The organism is Pseudomonas sp. LH1G9 (assembly GCF_002949975.1).
Classification (GTDB): domain Bacteria; phylum Pseudomonadota; class Gammaproteobacteria; order Pseudomonadales; family Pseudomonadaceae; genus Aquipseudomonas; species Aquipseudomonas veronii.
Window position 1 is genome coordinate 1,378,516 of sequence record NZ_CP026880.1, and the last position, 16,742, is coordinate 1,395,257.

At 63.0% G+C, this 16,742-nt stretch carries 19 protein-coding genes; 10 read left to right on the forward strand and 9 right to left on the reverse strand.

Annotated elements, in window-relative coordinates:
* The first annotated feature begins 106 nt into the window (after positions 1-106).
* From C5F70_RS06725 to C5F70_RS06735, 3 genes are all read left to right on the forward strand, one after another.
* Positions 107-706: a TetR/AcrR family transcriptional regulator gene (locus C5F70_RS06725; RefSeq protein WP_046487185.1), complete on the forward strand. Its 600-nt coding sequence runs from the start codon at positions 107-109 to the stop codon at positions 704-706.
* A gap of 26 nt (positions 707-732) precedes the next feature.
* Positions 733-1,410, forward strand: coding sequence for a type 1 glutamine amidotransferase domain-containing protein (locus C5F70_RS06730; protein ID WP_057004385.1), 678 nt, complete (start codon positions 733-735; stop codon positions 1,408-1,410).
* An 87-nt stretch (positions 1,411-1,497) separates the two neighbouring features.
* Positions 1,498-2,622, forward strand: a complete 1,125-nt coding sequence (locus C5F70_RS06735) for an alkene reductase (protein ID WP_017846692.1) — start codon at positions 1,498-1,500, stop codon at positions 2,620-2,622.
* Between the two features lie 59 nt (positions 2,623-2,681).
* Here the strand turns inward: C5F70_RS06735 and C5F70_RS06740 are convergent, their stop codons facing one another.
* Positions 2,682-3,680: an NAD(P)H-quinone oxidoreductase gene (locus C5F70_RS06740; RefSeq protein ID WP_104902971.1), complete on the reverse strand. Its 999-nt coding sequence runs from the start codon at positions 3,678-3,680 to the stop codon at positions 2,682-2,684.
* The gene (locus tag C5F70_RS06745; RefSeq protein ID WP_104902972.1) at positions 3,677-4,909 is read right to left on the reverse strand and encodes a YbfB/YjiJ family MFS transporter; all 1,233 of its coding nucleotides are present in this window, start codon (positions 4,907-4,909) and stop codon (positions 3,677-3,679) included. The genes C5F70_RS06740 and C5F70_RS06745 overlap by 4 nt, the downstream gene beginning before the upstream one ends.
* Positions 4,910-5,020: 111 nt before the next feature.
* Here C5F70_RS06745 and C5F70_RS06750 point away from each other — a divergent pair, with 111 nt between their 5' ends.
* Together C5F70_RS06750 and C5F70_RS06755 are read left to right on the forward strand one after the other, a co-directional pair.
* On the forward strand, positions 5,021-5,896 hold the full coding sequence (locus C5F70_RS06750; RefSeq protein ID WP_104902973.1) for a LysR family transcriptional regulator: 876 nt from the start codon (positions 5,021-5,023) through the stop codon (positions 5,894-5,896).
* 77 nt (positions 5,897-5,973) lie between these two features.
* Positions 5,974-6,360 (forward strand): DoxX family protein, encoded by a 387-nt coding sequence (locus C5F70_RS06755; protein ID WP_104902974.1) that lies wholly within the window; start codon positions 5,974-5,976, stop codon positions 6,358-6,360.
* A gap of 53 nt (positions 6,361-6,413) precedes the next feature.
* On the opposite strand, the gene C5F70_RS06760 is transcribed toward C5F70_RS06755, so the two are convergent.
* The 4 genes from C5F70_RS06760 to C5F70_RS06775 all read right to left on the reverse strand — a co-directional run bounded on the left by C5F70_RS06760 (position 6,414) and on the right by C5F70_RS06775 (position 10,044).
* Positions 6,414-7,232 carry an alpha/beta fold hydrolase gene (locus C5F70_RS06760; RefSeq protein ID WP_104902975.1) on the reverse strand — a complete coding sequence of 273 codons (819 nt, stop codon included), beginning with the start codon at positions 7,230-7,232 and terminating at the stop codon, positions 6,414-6,416.
* Between the two features lie 90 nt (positions 7,233-7,322).
* Positions 7,323-8,714, reverse strand: a complete 1,392-nt coding sequence (locus C5F70_RS06765; protein WP_104904539.1) for an alginate export family protein — start codon at positions 8,712-8,714, stop codon at positions 7,323-7,325.
* Positions 8,715-8,724: 10 nt separating this feature from the next.
* The gene (locus C5F70_RS06770) at positions 8,725-9,621 is read right to left on the reverse strand and encodes a VOC family protein (RefSeq protein WP_104902976.1); all 897 of its coding nucleotides are present in this window, start codon (positions 9,619-9,621) and stop codon (positions 8,725-8,727) included.
* 111 nt (positions 9,622-9,732) lie between these two features.
* Positions 9,733-10,044, reverse strand: coding sequence for a hypothetical protein (locus tag C5F70_RS06775; RefSeq protein ID WP_104902977.1), 312 nt, complete (start codon positions 10,042-10,044; stop codon positions 9,733-9,735).
* 216 nt (positions 10,045-10,260) lie between these two features.
* Between C5F70_RS06775 and C5F70_RS06780 the strand changes: the two genes are divergently transcribed.
* The 3 genes from C5F70_RS06780 to C5F70_RS06790 are packed head-to-tail and all read left to right on the forward strand — an operon-like array spanning position 10,261 to position 12,405.
* Entirely contained in the window at positions 10,261-10,905 is a 645-nt protein-coding gene (locus tag C5F70_RS06780; RefSeq protein WP_026139985.1) for a secretin and TonB N-terminal domain-containing protein, read from the forward strand.
* Positions 10,902-11,447, forward strand: a complete 546-nt coding sequence (locus C5F70_RS06785; RefSeq protein WP_017846682.1) for an RNA polymerase sigma factor — start codon at positions 10,902-10,904, stop codon at positions 11,445-11,447. The genes C5F70_RS06780 and C5F70_RS06785 overlap by 4 nt, the downstream gene beginning before the upstream one ends.
* Positions 11,448-11,484: 37 nt before the next feature.
* A complete protein-coding gene (locus tag C5F70_RS06790; protein ID WP_104902978.1) occupies positions 11,485-12,405 on the forward strand; it encodes a FecR domain-containing protein in 921 nt (306 codons plus the stop codon).
* Positions 12,406-14,186: 1,781 nt separating this feature from the next.
* Here the strand turns inward: C5F70_RS06790 and C5F70_RS06795 are convergent.
* Positions 14,187-14,798, reverse strand: a complete 612-nt coding sequence (locus tag C5F70_RS06795) for a type II secretion system protein GspJ (protein WP_046383039.1) — start codon at positions 14,796-14,798, stop codon at positions 14,187-14,189.
* Entirely contained in the window at positions 14,795-15,247 is a 453-nt protein-coding gene (locus C5F70_RS06800; RefSeq protein WP_104902979.1) for a GspH/FimT family pseudopilin, read from the reverse strand. Before C5F70_RS06800 ends, C5F70_RS06795 begins: the two co-directional genes overlap by 4 nt.
* 92 nt (positions 15,248-15,339) lie before the next feature.
* Between C5F70_RS06800 and C5F70_RS06805 the strand changes: the two genes are divergently transcribed.
* Positions 15,340-15,771 carry a type II secretion system protein N gene (locus C5F70_RS06805; RefSeq protein ID WP_079444148.1) on the forward strand — a complete coding sequence of 144 codons (432 nt, stop codon included), beginning with the start codon at positions 15,340-15,342 and terminating at the stop codon, positions 15,769-15,771.
* On the opposite strand, the gene gspI is transcribed toward C5F70_RS06805, so the two are convergent.
* Positions 15,758-16,144: a type II secretion system minor pseudopilin GspI gene (gspI, locus tag C5F70_RS06810; protein WP_046489240.1), complete on the reverse strand. Its 387-nt coding sequence runs from the start codon at positions 16,142-16,144 to the stop codon at positions 15,758-15,760. The two genes, C5F70_RS06805 and gspI, sit on opposite strands and share 14 nt — an antisense overlap.
* A gap of 148 nt (positions 16,145-16,292) precedes the next feature.
* Here gspI and gspG point away from each other — a divergent pair, with 148 nt between their 5' ends.
* A complete protein-coding gene (gene gspG / locus C5F70_RS06815; RefSeq protein ID WP_017849135.1) occupies positions 16,293-16,742 on the forward strand; it encodes a type II secretion system major pseudopilin GspG in 450 nt (149 codons plus the stop codon).

Genomic DNA, 16,742 nt, shown 5'->3' on the forward strand with positions numbered 1-16,742 from the left:
GGCGCATGTCCGCAATCCTTGCGGATATGACATTGTGGGCGCCCGGCCCGGCTCCTAACATTCACCCCATGCACTAGACGACTGGTCTAATCGGACGGAGTGAAGCATGCACAGCGCCAGCAAAAGTCCACGGCAGACCATTCTCGACGCGGCGCAATCGATTGTCGGCGCCAAAGGGTTTTCTGCGGTGGGGTTGAACGAAATCCTGCAAGCCGCCGATGTGCCCAAAGGTTCGTTCTATCACTACTTCCACTCCAAAGATGCATTCGGTGTGGTATTGCTCGACCACTACTTCGATCACTACGTAGAAGGCATGACGCAACTGTTCGAGCAGCCCGGGTTGTCCCCGCGCGCCAAGTTGATGCGCTACTGGCAAGGCTGGATCGACAACCAGACCGGCTGCACCGACGCGGGCAAATGCCTTGCAGTCAAACTCGGTGCGGAAGTGTCAGACCTTTCAGAACCCATGCGCTTGGCCCTGGATCGCGGCACGTCGAGGACCATCGCCTTGCTTGCCGGCGCGATCGGGCGCGGCATCGAAGACGGTTCGCTGACAGTGGCGCAAGCCCCGCAAAGCCTGGCCCGGAGCCTGTATGCGTTATGGCTGGGGAGCAGCGTCATGAGCAAGATCACCCGTACATCCGCGCCGTTTGATCAGGCGCTGCTGCTGACCCGCCAGCTGTTGGGTTGCCCTGACACACACTGACCTTAACCCTATCGAGGCACTGGAACATGAAAGTATTAATGGTACTGACCTCTCACGACCAGCTGGGCGATACCGGGCGCAAGACCGGTTTCTGGCTCGAAGAATTTGCCGCACCGTACTACGTGTTCAAGGACGCCGGCGCCGATGTGGTGTTGGCGTCTCCGGCCGGCGGCCAGCCGCCACTGGACCCGGCGAGCGATCAAGCGGATGCGCAGACCGAACAGACCCGCCGCTTTGCCGCCGACCCGGCCGCGCAGCAGGCCCTGGCCAACACCGTCAAGCTGGACACGATCAACACCGCCGACTTCGACACCGTGTTCTATCCGGGTGGCCACGGCCCACTGTGGGACCTGGCGGAATCGCCGGTGTCCATCGCCCTGATCGAGGCGTTCGAGCGGGCCGGCAAGCCCATCGGTTTTGTCTGCCACGCACCGGGCGCCTTGCGCCACGTCAAGGCGGTCAATGGTGAGCCGCTGGTCAAGGGCCGTCGCGTCACTGGCTTCTCCAACGCGGAAGAAGCCGCGGTCGGCCTGACCGATGTGGTGCCGTTCCTGATCGAAAACGATTTCAAGGCACTGGGCGGCAAGTATGAGAAGGGCGCCGATTGGCAATCCTTTGTGCTTGAAGACGGCTTGCTGGTCACCGGGCAGAACCCTGCCAGTTCCAGCGCTGTTGCCAAGGCCCTGCTGAAGCTCACCGCATAAGTTAATCAACGGTTTTAAACCTGCATGGATTGGCGGCTCTCAAGAGCCGCCAACGGTTTCGCTCGTCCTGAATTTGGAATCTTTCAAATGACCCACAGTGTTTTAAGTACCCCGATAAAACTCGGGCATCACACCTTGGCCAACCGCGTCGTCCTGCCACCGCTGACGCGTCAACGCAGCGCGCAACCCGGCGATGTCGCCACCGAGCTGATGGCCGAGTATTACCGTCAACGTGCCTCGGCCGGTTTCATGGTCAGCGAGGGCACCCAGATCGAGCCGCGCGGCCAGGGTTACGCCTGGACGCCGGGCATCTACACCCCGGCGCAGATCGACGGTTGGCGCACCGTCACCGACGCGGTGCATGCCGAAGGCGGGGTGATCTTCGCCCAGCTCTGGCATGTGGGCCGGGTGTCCCACAATGCGTTGCAGCCTGACGGCGCCGCGCCCGTCGCACCGTCCGCGCTCCAGGCCGAACAGGCGAAGGCGTTCATCGCCACCGGGCCTGGCCAGGGTGAACTGGTCCAACCGCCCGTGCCCCGTGCCTTGACCACCCTTGAGGTCAAGGCATTGGTCGGGCACTACGCACAGGCGGCACGCAATGCGTTGGACGCCGGGTTTGACGGGGTGGAGATCCATGCGGCCAACGGTTACCTGGTCAACCAGTTCATCTCGGCCCACGCCAACCAGCGCGACGACGAGTACGGTGGTTCGCTGCACAACCGTCTGCGTTTTTTGCGGGAGATTGTCGAGGCTGTGAGCCAGGTGGTCGGCCCGCAGCGCCTGGGCGTGCGCTTTTCGCCGTTGTTCAGCGGCACCGATCAGGACCGCGTGTACATCGGCCTGGTGGAAGACGACCCGCACCACACCTACCTGGAAGCGATCAAGGTGCTGCAAGCGGCGGGCATCGCCTATGTCTCGATTGCCGAAGCCGACTGGGACAACGCCCCCGACCTGCCCGACACGTTCCGTCAGGCCGTGCGTGACACCTTCACCGGGCGGATTATCTACGCCGGGCGTTACACCGCCGAGCGCGGTGCGCGGTTGGTCGACGCGGGGTTGGCCGACCTGATTGCGTTCGGGCGGCCCTTCATTGCCAACCCGGACTTACCGCAACGGCTCTTCAATGGCTGGCCGTTGAATCCGCTGCGGGCGGAGGGGATGTATGGTGGCAATGAAGTGGGCTATATCGATTACCCGGTGCATGCCCAATAGGTCATTTCTTGTGCGAGCTGTCGGGCCCTGCCAAGGCCCGACAGTGACGGCATCAGGCGTCACGCCACCTGCAACACAATCTTGCCGATATGATCCCCACCTTCCATCCGGGCGTGGGCCTGGGCGGCGTCGGTGTAGGCGTAGACCTTGTCGATGATCGGCAGGCAACGCCCGGCGGCCAGCACAGGCCATACCTGTTCGCGCAGCTGTTCGGCGATCATGGCCTTTTCCTCGCGGGTGCGGGGGCGCAACAGTGAACCGGTTAACACCGCGCGTTTGCCGAGGATGGTCAGCAGGTCGACGTCATGCGCCTTGCCGCCGCCGAGAAAGCCGAGCATGACCAGGTGACCGTCCATGGCCAGGGCCTTGAGGTTATTGTTCAGGTACGAGGCCCCCATGATGTCGAGGATTACATCAACCCCCTGATCGGCGGTCTTCTGCGCGATGACGTCGGCGAAGTCCTGCTCGCGGTAGTTGATCGGTTCGGCGCCCAGCTTGGCGATGGCGGCGCATTTGTCGGCGCTGCCGGCGGTGGCGAAGGCCTCGATACCGAATTCGCGGCAGAGCATCAGCGCGGTGGTGCCGATGCCACTGGTGCCGCCGTGGATCAACACGCGCTGGCCTTTATGCGCGCCGGCGAGGCCGAACAGGTTGGACCACACGGTGAAGAAGGTTTCCGGCACGGCGGCGGCTTGAATCCAGTCCATGCCCTCGGGGATCGGCAACGCCTGGCTGGCGGGCACCGCGCAAAACTGGGCATAGCCGCCGCCATTGGTCAGGGCACACACCTTGTCGCCAATGGCGTATGCGCTGACGCCGTCGCCGAGCGCCACCACTTCACCGGCCACTTCCAGCCCCGGAATCAGGCTCATGCCGGGTTTCAGCGGGTACTTGCCGGCGCGTTGCAAGGCGTCCGGGCGATTGACCCCGGCCGCCTGCACACGGATCAGGATCTCGCCCGGTCCCGCCACCGGTACGGCGACCCGCCGCGGTTGCAGGACGTCGGGGCCGCCGGGCTGGGTGATTTCGATCAGGGTCATTTCGTGCGGGAGCGTCATTCGAGAGTTCCTGTGGCGATGAGCGTATGGGTTGGGACCGCCTCTGACGGGCGGCGGTTCAGCAGGATCATGCCCAGTTCCAGCAGCAGCGCGACCACGATGGCCCCGGCCGCGATCATGAACAACAGGGCATGCTGGCCGCCGCTGCCGTTGAACAGCGCCGAGTAGGCAAAGCCTGCCAGCGCCTGGAAAGTGGCGAAAGATACCGTTGCGCGGCTCCAGGCGAGCTGTTGATGGTGATGGTTGGGCACCAGCTCATGAACCCGCGCCAATGCCAGCGGCACGATACCCGGCGGGAACGAACCGAGGATCACCGCCAGCAGCGCCAACGCGGTGAACGAACTGGAGACCGGCAGCAGGCCGACCGTAATCGCCTGCACCGCCAGCACCAGGCGGATGCTCAGGCGCGCACCGAGCTTGTCGGCGAGAAATCCATACGTAACCGGGCCGACAATCGCCCCCAGGCCGTACATTACCCAGATCATCGCCCCGACGTGCGGCCCGGCCCCCAGGCCACGGGCGACGTAGTCCACCAGGAACACCATGGCCGGCACCAGCCCGGCGGCCATGAACGCGTATTGCCCAAACAGCAGGTATACGCCCGGCGGGGTCGCGACGGACGCGTTGGCTTGCGGTGCCGCTTCATGCAGGGTGCCCGAAGGCCAGCCGAACCAGCTCGCTGCCGTCAATACCAGCGCCAACAGGCCCAGGCCGAACCACGTCTGTTGCAAACCCAGGCTCAACAACGGCGGCACAATCGTCCCGGAACCTGCAATGCCCAGGCCGATGCCGAGGAAGATCGCGCCGCTGGCCAGGCCCCGACGCGCCGCGGGTACGTGGGGCAACACCGTCGCCGCCACCAGCACCATGATCGCGCCCCCGGCGATGCCCGACAGCAGGCGCCAGGCGAAGAACCAGAGCAACGACAAGGGAAAGCCACAGGCAAAGAACGCCAGGGTCACGGCCACCATCATCAGCCGCAAGGCGGCCGTGTTCGAGGTGCGCCGGGCGAGGGGCCGTCCGATCAGGGCGCCGACCAGGTAGCCCACCAGGTTGGCGGCGCCGAGGTACACCACGTCACTGGCGGCAAACCAGTGAGCCTGGATCAGCGAGGGGATCAGCGGGGTATAGGCGAAGCGCGCCAGGCCGATGCTGACCAGGCTGGCGCACAGGCCGGCGAAGATCGGTAACCACAGTGCGCGGCGGGGCGGGGTGTGAGTGTCGGGCATGACGGCGGTCCTGAGGGTTTTCTCTGGCGCTCAGCATAGCCCCGTTGCATGATGCAATAACGCTGCGAGTATGCGGCACATCGATGCATATATGCAGCATAAGGAGGGGGCATGAATTGGGACGATGCACGGGTCTTCCTGGCGGTGTGCCGCGAGTCGACCTTACGTGGCGCGGCGCGGGTGCTGGGGGTTGACCAGGCCACCGTCGGCCGACGGATCAACGCGCTGGAAAAGTCCTTGAGCGCCACCCTGTTCCTGCGCACTTCCGAAGGCTACGCGCTGACCGCCGTCGGCGAAGCCGCCCTGCGCAGCGTGGAAAAAATGGAACGCTCGGCCCTCGACCTGGAGCGCCAGATACAAGGCTTGGACGAACGCCTGACCGGCACCGTGCGGGTCAGTACCACCGACTCGTTGGCCATCGATTTCCTGATCCCGGCGATTGCCCGCTTGCACGAGCAGCACCCCGACGTGCGCGTGCATCTGGACGCGTCCACCCAGTTTCTCAGCCTGGCCAAGCGCGAAACCGACATCGCCGTGCGTAACATGCGCCCGGACAGCCCTGACCTGATCGCGCGGCGTATCGCACGTTGGCCGGTTGGGTTGTTTGCCTCCCAGGCTTATATCGACCGCCACGGCGCACCGGAGCCCGGCAGCCTGTTCGAAGGCCATGATCTGGTGGTGTACCACGCCTATCTGCAGAGCCAGAAGGACATGACCCTGGTCTGCGAACCCCTGGGCCGCGGCCGCATCGCGGCCACCCTGAGCTCCGGCCTGCTGGTGCGCCGTTCCATTGCCGCCGGTATCGGTATCGGTGAGATGCCGGTGTGTACCGGCGAACGCGACGGGCTGGTGCGTCTCTGGCCGGAGCGCACTCGGCCGATGCCTTACGACGTCTGGCTGGTGACCCACGCCGACCTGCGCCACACCGCGCGGGTGCGGGTGGTGATCGATGAAATCGTCGCGGGGTTTGCCGGCACCGGGGACTGAGGTCAGCACACGCTTGCAAGCTCGCCGGCATCTTTGTGCACACAATCGGCCTCAGTCATCTCACGGACAGGTCGCTTATGAACGAATCAAGAAATCAGGATGTGGGTCTGCTGTTTCTGCGGGTCAGCGGCGCGCTGTTTCTGTGTTGGGTGCATGGCATGCCCAAGTTGCTCAATTACAGCGAGCAATTGAAGCTGATCGAAGACCCGTTTCACCTCGGCGCCCACGTCACGTTGCTGCTGGCGATTGGCGCCGAAGTGCTGTGCCCGCTGTTGATCATCGCCGGGGTGCTGGTGCGCCTGGCCTGCCTGCCGATCCTCGCGGTGCTGCTGATCGCGATGCTGGTGGTGCACCCGGAGTGGACATTGCTGGAAGGGCAGTTCGGCTGGCTGCTGTTGATCATGTTCACCAGCGTGCTGATCGCCGGGCCGGGTCGCTTCACCCTCGGTCAGCGTTTTGCCTGAGCAAAAAAAGGCCGGGCAAGCCCGGCCAAATAAGGAGAGGGGGTCTAAGCGGTTCAGCGGTTCAGGAACGCCAGCAGGTCTTCGTTCAATGCCTGGGCGTGGGTCACTGCAAACCCGTGCGGCGCGTCTTTGTAGACCTTCAGCTCGGCACCCTTGATCATCTCGGCCGCTACCTTGCCGGTGGTTTCGAACGGTACGATCTGGTCGCCATCGCCGTGGATCACCAGGGTCGGCACGTCGATCCTGGCCATGTCCGGGCGGAAGTCGGTCTCGGAGAAGGCGGTGACGCAATCCACGGTCGACTTGAGCGATGCCAGCAGGGCGATCTGCAGGGTTTGCGTCAGTACGCCGTCGGAGACTTTCTGACCTTTGTTGATGCCGAAGAACGGCAGGTTGAAATCAGCAATGAACTGCGCCCGATCCTTCAGCAGGCCGGCCTTGATACCGTCGAACACATCGGTGGGCACACCCTGCGGGTAGTCCGGTTTCTGACCGAACAGCGGCGTCACCGCGCCCAGCAGCACCAGGCCGGCGACACGGGCACTGCCGTGGCGGGCGATGTAGCGCGCGACGTCGCCGCCACCCATGGAAAAGCCGACCAGGGTTACGTCCTTGAGGTCCAGGTGTTCGATCAGTTGGGCGATATCGTCGGCAAAGGTGTTGTAGTCGTTACCGCTCCACGGCTGATCCGAGCGCCCGAAACCCCGGCGGTCAAACGCGATGGTGCGAAAGCCGCGGCTGCTCAGGTATTCCATCTGGTATTCCCACATGTCGGCATCCAGCGGCCAGCCATGGCTGAACAACACGGGTTTACCGCTGCCCCAGTCCTTGAAGTAGATCTGGGTACCGTCTTTGGCAACGAATGTGCTCATGGAAAACTCCTTGGTTGAGGAACGAAAAACATCAGGATCACTATTGCCCCAAACCGGGCAACGGGCTTGTATGGGTGTGCTTGCTTGGGTTCACCAACTGAACTTGAGCTCTACCCCCAAATAATGACTGTCGTCGCCTCCGGCATCGCGCAAGGTCCGGCCGACTGCGTAATGCACCGCTTCAACCGCGCCGCTGAGGTTTGGCGTAAACACATAGTCGGTACGCAGTTGAGCGTAAGCGCCGGTCCAGCGATCACCCTGGCCTGCGGTGCCGGCGACCGGCAAGTTCGGCTGGGTGTAGACCGCGTCGCTGGTGGTCTGCCGCCAGAGCAGGCCGACGGCGGTCTGCACGCTCAGCTTGTCGACAGGCTGAACGGTGATCGAGGGCTTGACGTGAATCAGGTTGCTGTAGCCCGTATAGCCCGCCAGGGAAAAATAGTAGCCGTTGGGAAACAGCGGGTTGAAAGTGCCGAGGGTGTCGTCGCCGGCTTTACGGTCGCCCGAGGCAATATCCAATTGCAGGCCGATGCGCGGTTTCCACGCCAGGCTATCGAAGGTGTATCCGGTGCGGCTGCCGCCGGCCCAGGCGCGAATGTCCTTGTGGCCTACCGAGCCGCTTTGCAGCATGGCTTCGATGTCCCAGTCGAAACCCTGGGCCGCCCCGCCCAGGCGTGCGTCGACGAAATGCCGGGTTTCATCGCCGTCCGCATCCAGATAGTGCGCGGCGCTGCGCTCATACACGCCGTAGTAGGCTGACAGTTCATTCTTGCCGCCTACCAGTCGCTCGACCCGCAGCATATGAAAGCGCGCATCGCTGTTGGATGTGTCGTCGAAGTGCCGCCCGTCCTGATACTGCACCGGCTGGCTGGCGATGCCGATAAAGCGCCACTGACGGGTCTCCCAGTCGGCCCACAGCGCATCAAAGGATTGCCGCACATTCGGGCCGTCCCGCGACGAGATGAAACGCTGCAAGTCAAAGGCAAAGTCCTGGCGGCCGATACGGCTCTTGAAGGTGCCGGCGTCGAAGGTGTTGATGTATTCGGCGAAGGCCAGGCGCAGGTCCACGCGGTTCTGATCGGCGCCGCCGATCGTGGTCTTGTCGTAGGCCCGCACATCTTCGAGTTGGGTGAACACACGCCAGTTTTCATTCAAGTGAAGGTCGGCATGGACCTGGAAGCGTTGGAGCAAGTAGCTATCACGGGCCACATTGTGTACGCCAAAACCGCTGGCATCGTTCATCTCGAAGCGCTCGCGCAATGTTGCGCCGAGGGACAGGTAGGTGAATGGGTTGGCGCTGGACAGCGGGAGGTACTTCAAGCTGTCCAGTGGCTGCGTGCGCAGCGCCGGATCGCTGAGTACGGACCAGTCTTCCTGCCAGCGGTTGGTCTTGATCGCCGGTCGTGTGGCCAACTCGTCTGCGTGGCCGCTGCTGGCGAGCAGCGGCCACAGCACAGCCAGGCCCCAGCCGGTGCGTCGAGTCATGGGCATGGGCTTAGTGCACCGTATTGAGCTGGTGAATTTCCGCGATATAGCCGCCCGGGAATTCAACCAGCGCGCTGCGCCGGTTTTTACTGGTGAAGGCCGGCACCAGCACTTTGGCACCCGAGCCGGTGGCTTTACCGAGCGTGGCGGTCAGGTCCGCCACTTGGTAGCCGGTGGTTTCATGCCCAAACGGGTAGGGCAGTTGGCCGTTAGTGACCAGCACCGCCATGCGTCCGAACGGCGACTCGATCTCGACGCGCCGGTAGGTGCCGCTGACCTGGCCCACATCGACCGCGGATGCGTGCTTGTCATCGGCCAGGACCTTGCCATGGGAGAAGCCCAGGAACGACCGGATGAACGTGTCGGCCCGATCGGCGGAGAGGTAAACGCGGTTTTCCGGTAGGGTCTGGAACGCCGCGTAGTCTGGGGTCTTGGTGTGCCAGTAGAGCTGCATGTTCACACCACCTGGCCATTGGATCACCGCGTCCCGGCCAATCGGGTCGGGAAAATCGCTGACGATCACCGCCGCACCGTTGTCCCGGGCGGCTTTGAGCGCTGCGTCCATGTCCTTGACCAGATAGCCGTTGCGTTCCTGGCCGAACGGATGCGGGATGGGGGTGGTGAAGCCAAACAGCGACACCGTGCCTGCCGGCGTCTGCAGCAACTGCGAGGTGGTGCTGCTGGGCACCGGCAGCACATTCACCACCACCTGGGGCGTGCTCCTGCCGCCGAAAGTGGCGAGGAAGCTCTGGGTGAAACGGTCCACATCGGCCGGGGCGACGTACACATGGCTAGTGTCATATTGCGGTGCCACGGCGACCGCTGGCGTCGCCGCAAAGGCGCAGTTCATCATGGCGCCGGTCAATAGCGTCAATGCCAGCGATACCGTTCTCACTTTTTTGTACATGCCTACTCTCCCGCCTTTTTGGAAAGTCAGGAGATTAGGGGCTAGGGCAGCCAAGCGAATTGTATGGGCGTGCTCGGTTGAGCGGTTCAGCCTTGATGGCTTGTCAGAGGTTCAAGGCCGCTGCGGTTTGACCGACGTCCCGAACGTATTGCCCATGCGAATGCTGGTCGCCGCCGGGGTGGACAGGCCCACCTGATTCGGCGGCCGCTTCTGCACCGGTACGTTCTGCGCCTCGCGGTTTTTCTGCGCCGCCTTGGCCGCATCCGCGTTGTTGCCCATCTGCTGGCCCAGGCAGCCATAGTCAGGAGCCTTATAGCCATCCACCGTCACCTCGGTGCAGCCTTTGGCGGCGGTTTCGGCGTGGGCGAGCAGGGGCAGCGCGGTACACAGCAACAGGCTGGTGAGGGTGGGGAGTCGCTTCATGGGGCCTCCTGGCGGGCCTGGGGAATTGGGCCGATAAGGCTTGAAAGTGTAGTGCAGCGGGTTTCCCATCACCGTGATGTTTTTTTTGCTATCACCGTAACATCAGGTTCATAAACTGGCCTCAGGATGACGGTTTTCAAGGACACGTCGGCCGTGCAGCGATGCAGAGCGGGGGGGGAACAGTGGGGCTTGCGGCGCGCCATCGGTGCCCTGGCCTTGCTGTTGCTGCTGGCGCTGGGTACCCCGGCGAGGGCAGAGCCGCCGCTGTTGATACTGGACCTGCCGGCACAAGATCTGGAACACGCACTGCAAGCGTACAGCCGCGCCACCGGCATGGCGGTGCTGGTCGACCGTGAACTGACGCGGGGCCGGCGCTCCATCAGCGTGCGCGGGCGCTTCACGGCGCAGGAGGCTTTGGCGATGTTGCTGACGGGGAGTGGCCTGATGGCGCGCTATGCACGCAGTGACGCGTTCACCTTGCAACTGCCCGCGGTCAGCCAACCTCCTGTTACCCGTGGTGCATCGGCACGCAACGCAGCACGGATCAACAACAGCTATGCCGCGGCGTTGCAACAGGCGATCGAAACCAGCCTGTGCCGTTCGCCGTTGACCCACCCCGGCAGCTTCAGAGCGCTGGTGCAGGTCTGGGTCAGCCCTCAGGGGTTGATCGAATACAGCCGGTTGGTCAGTTCCACCGGCGATGAACAACGCGATGAAGCCCTGGTGCGCAGCCTGGGCGCTGCCCGGGTCGAACGCCCGGCGCCGAGCTCGCTGCGCCAGCCGGTGACTTTACTTTTGATGCCCGACACAACAGGAACGCGCATGGAATGCACAGCAGGGAAAGGAGCCTGGGGCGGATGAAAGATTCCGGGCACAGCACGATGGTCAGCCTGTTCCTGGCGTCCTACGAGGAGTTCAAGGTGCGTCTGCGCAAGCGCCTGGGCTCGGAAGACCTGGCCAACGATGTGCTGCACGAAACCTACCTGCGCGTCGACCGCATGGACATGCCGCCGAACCTGGCGCAGCCCAATGCCTACCTGTACCGCATGGCCTTGAACATCGCCGCCGATCGCCGCGAAGCCGACGCCCGGCTGTTGACCGGCAGCGAAGTCGAAGAGCTGCTGCAAAGCGCCGACGAAGCCCAGGACCCCTCGCGGGTAGTGGGCGGGCAGAAAGAAATCCAGTCCCTGGTCAAGGCGCTCTACGAACTGCCGGCGCGCCGTCGCAAGATCCTCATCGCCGCGCGCCTGGAAGAAGCGCCGCACCTGGAAATTTCCCAACGTTTCGGCATTTCCACGCGCATGGTCGAAAAGGAAATCAAGGCCGCCCTGGGCCACTGTGCCAAGCGCCTGGAAAGAAAAGTGATCCAGCGGTTCGGTCCCGGGGCCGGAAAACCGTCTTAGTGTTGAGTCCCTGATAAATCCGTGAGTATTTGCGCGCTTGAACATTTTTAGCCTCTCCACCGCCCGGGCAACCCCCGCCAGCCCATTGCACGATGAAGCCCGCGACTGGCTGCTTCTGCTGACCTCGGGCCGCGCCACCGTAGCCGATGCCAAGGCCCTGAAAGCGTGGTGCGCCCAGAGCCCGGAGCATGCCCAGGCGTTCGAGCAGGCCAAGACGTTATGGCGGCAAGTGGGCACGGCGGTTGAACAAGCGCAGCCCCCGCGCCATTTTGGCCGGCGAGCCTTCCTCGGCGGCGCGATAGCGGCGTCGGCGGCGTTGGTGATGGTGGGCGTCGGCGCCCCAGGTGGGCTGGCCGGCTTGACCGCGGACTATCGCACTGCGGTCGGCGAGCAGCGCCAGGTACTGTTGAGCGACGGCGTGAGCCTGGAACTCAATACCCAGACGCGCATCAGCCGGGTGGGGCAGGGGATCGAATTGCTCGAAGGCGAAGTCGAAGTGCTCGCCCACGTGGCCCAGCCGCTCAAGGTTCAGGCCGGCGCCGGCTGGGTCAGTGCGGCGCAGGCGCGGTTCAATGTGCGGCATACCGATCGCAACGTGTGCGTCACCTGTATCGAAGGGTGGCTGTCGGTGGATGTCGCCGGACGCACTGTGCATATGGAGAGTGGCCGACAGCTCACCTATGGCGCCGCCGGGATCGGCGCGGTCGAGACGGTAGACGCCCAGGCGGTGGTGGCTTGGCGCGAGCAGGTGCTGGTGTTCAACAACGCGACGCTGGCGACGGTGGTGGACGAGATAAACCGCTACCGGCCGGGGATGTTGGTGTTATTGAACAAACAACTGGGCCAGCGCCGGGTACAGGCGCGGTTCAGTTTGCAGCAGTTGGCGGGGGTGGCGTTGTTGATTCGTGATGCGTATGGGGCGAAGTGTACGGAATTGCCGGGGGGGTGGTGTTGTTGAGTTAGGTTGACCGGGCATTTTTTTTGGATTGGATTGGATTGAGTACATATCCGTTATTTAGGTTACGGCGGCTTATGGTTCCGGTCCGTACAAAAAGCCCCAAAGTAACCAAAGGGCTCTTGCCCCACCACTTGGTGCCTCGCCTAAGATCAAAAGCCAAAGCGAGGCGGCCTTATAGCCGACCTGATCCTGGAAGCCGAACCGGGTCAAAAATGTGGGAGGGGGCTTGCCCCCGATAGCAATATGTCAGCCACTACATGCATGACTGATCCACTGCTATCGGGGGCAAGCCCCCTCCCACATTTGGATCTCCATAGATCAGATAGACCTTGCTCTGCTTTTGCTCTGCTTTTGATCTTGATCTTGATCTTAGGCGCCCCGTAAAACCACTTGGTGCCTCGCCTAAGATCAAAAGCCAAAGCGAGGCGGCCTTATAGCTGACCTGATCCTGGAAGCCGAACCGGGTCAAAAATGTGGGAGGGGGCTTGCCCCCGATAGCAATATGTCAGCCACTACATGCATGACTGATCCACTGCTATCGGGGGCAAGCCCCCTCCCACATTTGGATCTCCATAGATCAGATAGACCTTGCTCTGCTTTTGCTCTGCTTTTGATCTTGATCTTGATCTTAGGCGCCCCGTAAAACCACTTGGTGCCTCGCCTAAGATCAAAAGCCAAAGCGAGGCGGCCTTATAGCTGACCTGATCCTGGAAGCCGAACCGGGTCAAAAATGTGGGAGGGGGCTTGCCCCGATAGCAATATGTCAGCCACTACATGCATGACTGACCCACCGCTATCGGGGGCAAGCCCCCTCCCACATTTGGATCTCCATAGATCAGATAGACCTTGCTCTGCTTTTGCTCTGCTTTTGCTCTGCTTTTGATCTTGATCTTGATCTTAGGCGCCCCGTAAAACCACTTGGTGCCTCGCCTAAGATCAAAAGCCAAAGCGAGGCGGCCTTATAGCTGACCTGATCCTGGAAGCCGAACCGGGTCAAAAATGTGGGAGGGGGCTTGCCCCCGATAGCAATATGTCAGCCACTACATGCATGACTGACCCACCGCTATCGGGGCAAGCCCCCTCCCACATTTGGATCTCCATAGATCAGATAGACCTTGCTCTGCTTTTGCTCTGCTTTTGCTCTGCTTTTGATCTGCTTTTGATCTTGATCTTAGGCGCCCCGTAAAACCACTTGGTGCCTCGCCTAAGATCAAAAGCCAAAGCGAGGCGGCCTTATAGTCGACCTGATCCTGGAAGCCGAACCGGGTCAAAAATGTGGGAGGGGGCTTGCCCCCGATAGCAATATGTCAGCCACTACATGCATGACTGATCCACCGCTATCGGGGGCAAGCCCCCTCCCACATTTGGATCTCCATAGATCAGATAGACCTTGCTCTGCTCTGCTCTGCTCTGCTCTGCTCTGCTCTGCTTTGCTCTGCTTTGCTCTTGATCTTGATCTTAGGCGCCCCGTAAAACCACGCTGGCCGAACGCAGGTATTACGCAGCGGGTAAACCGGCAGGGATGCCGGTTTAGCCGTCCCGGGCCATGGATGGCCCGTGACGGCGGCCCGCGGAGTAATGCCTGCGTTCGGGCACACCGAGCCTAGGCGAGGTGCCGAGTGGTGGGGCAAGAGCCCTTTGGTTACTTTGGGGCTTTTCCAAAGTGACCCGCTGTAAGAGCGGAACCCTAAGCCGCCGTTACCAAAAAAACGGATATGTCCCCCATCAAAACCCCAAGCCGCCATTACCAAAAAAACGAATATGCCCCCATCACCCACCCCCTACCAAAGCGGCCCCACCACCTGCCGATACCGCTCCACCCCCTGCGCCGTCTGCCGCACCAGGCTCACCTCCAGCCCCAGCGGATCTTCCCGCCGATTCCCGCTCAACTGCCGCCAGCCCTTGTCCGCTTCCCACACCCGCACCTGCAGATCACTGACCCCGGTCAACACCACCACCCCATCCTTAGCCGCCGGCAACGGAAAGCGATCCCGCGCCGGTGCGGCTGCGCGGTACAGGCTGTCGCCCTTGAGCCACCACCGCACCCGTTGCAGCCCATCCGCCGCGACCGGCGCGCTGCGGATCACGTCCAGGCGAAAGCCCTTGCTGTCGGAACTGCGCACCGTCACCGCCGCCAACCCGCTGGGCTTGGTTTTATCGGCTTGCAGAGAAGCCGGCACGCTCAGCTCCACGCTGGCGCGCATGTTGAGATCGCGCTGCAACTGGTTCAGCGCCCGCAACAACGCCTCGGTCTGTTCCGTGCTGGCCTGCAAGTGCTGATCCGCACGGGTCACGCTGTCGAGGCCGCGCCAGGCGATGAGGCTGACCAGCGCCATCAGCATGATCGCCACCATCACCTCAATCAGCGTGAAGCCTTTCTGCGAGGCACTCATGGCTGGCTCACCACGCGCATCAAACCGGCGGCATCACGTTGCAGGCTGAGGCGGTGTTGCCCGTCGGACAGCTCGACCCGCACCGGCGGGTTGATCCATTCGGCGTCGAGCACCAAGGTTTGCCGGGGCTCGATCGTGACCTGCATCGGCGTGCTCTCCCATAGGCGCGGGCGCAGTTGGGCGTCGCCCTGGAATGACTCCACGCCGAGGCCGTCATCGCTGCGACGGTTGAAGCGGAAACCCTTGGCGTCCGCGCGCCAGGTGATCGGCCGCCCATCGGCGCGGGCTTCGGCCTGGGCTACTTGCAGCAACTGACTCACACGCTCGGCATCCTTGCGCAGCAGGTGCAGCGGGTCGGGCTTGATGGTCAGGCTGATGGCGGCGCTGGCAATGCCGATGATCACCAGCACCACCATCAGTTCGATCAGGGTGAAACCTTGCTGTTTCATGGGGCGGCACCTGGAAAGCTGGCGAGGTTATGAAATAAAAACGTGCGAATTGGCCTGTAGGCTGATGCCACGGACAAACAGGAGGTCCACCCATGGCACTTGCCCTTCGTTTTTCTCCCGCCCTCGGCGTGCAGGCACTGGCCGTGGTTGCCGCGTTGGCCGGCGTGGCGGTCTGGACGCCGTTGCTGCTCACTTCCGCCGAATCCCACACGCCGCCGGCGGCCGCCGAGGTGTTGGCGGCGCGCAGCGATAACCCGGCGTTGCAGTGGTTTTCCACGGCGCCGACGGCATTGCAGGTCAAGGTCTCGGGGGTCTTGGCCGGAGCGCGGGGCGCGGTGGCGATCCTCAGCCTCAACGATGGCCCGCCGCGCAGTTTTCTGCTCGGCGAGCGCCTCAGCCCCGGCGTGCGCTTGACGGCCATCGCGGGCGACGGTGTCGAGATCGAGCGCGGCGGCGAGAAGGTGCGCGTGCAGCTCGACACGTTGCCGCAGGCGCCCGCATTGCCACGCCTCACTCGGCCTTGACCTGCGGCCTGGCCAGGGTCGTCGCCAGGCGCGCCAACGGGGGCGCCTCGCGGCTGGCGTCCCGCACCTGCACATCGACCTGCACCAACTGACTGTCGGGGCTGCTGCTGAGGGTCTGCTCGCAACGCAGTTTCAAGCGGCCCTGATCGCACGCGAAGGTCTTCTTACCGCTGCTCAACCGCCCCTCCAACTGCAACTCCGCCAGCCGGCTTTGCGCCGCCAGCATCGCCATCGACTTGTCGCGCAACAGGCCGTTGCTCTGGGTCATCAGCCCGGCCACGCGCACGGCCGCGGCCATGGCCACCGCGATGATCGCCAGCGCCACCAGCACTTCAATCAGGGTAAAACCTCGCTCGTTGCGGTGCCTGCGCATGGCGTTCTCAAAGCCTGGAAACAGGTGCGCAGCCTAGCGCTGGCAGTTGACCGATTGGCGACCGAAACTCCCGAGGATTTTCAATACGACTGACATGTGTTCTTGCAACACTGCGCCCCGAAATGCACTCAAGCCAAGGAATGTCGAGATGGATATCGCACGCCTAACATCCCCACTGCCAGGCCCTCGCGGCCAGCGTGGCTTCACCCTGATCGAGATCATGGTGGTGGTGGTCATTCTCGGGATTCTGGCGGCGATGGTGGTGCCCAAGGTACTCGACCGTCCGGACCAGGCGCGGGCCACCGCGGCGAAACAGGACATCGGCGGGTTGATGCAGGCGCTGAAACTCTATCGCCTCGACCACGGCACTTACCCGACGATGAACCAGGGCCTCAAAGTGCTGGTGGAACGCCCGGCGGATGCGAAAAACAGCAACTGGCGCGCCTACCTCGACCGTCTGCCCAATGACCCGTGGGGCCATCCTTATCACTATCTCAACCCAGGCGCCAACGGCGAGGTCGATGTGTTCTCCCTGGGTGCCGACGGCCAGCCGGATGGCGACGGCGTGAATGCCGATATCGGCTCCTGGCAGCTGTAA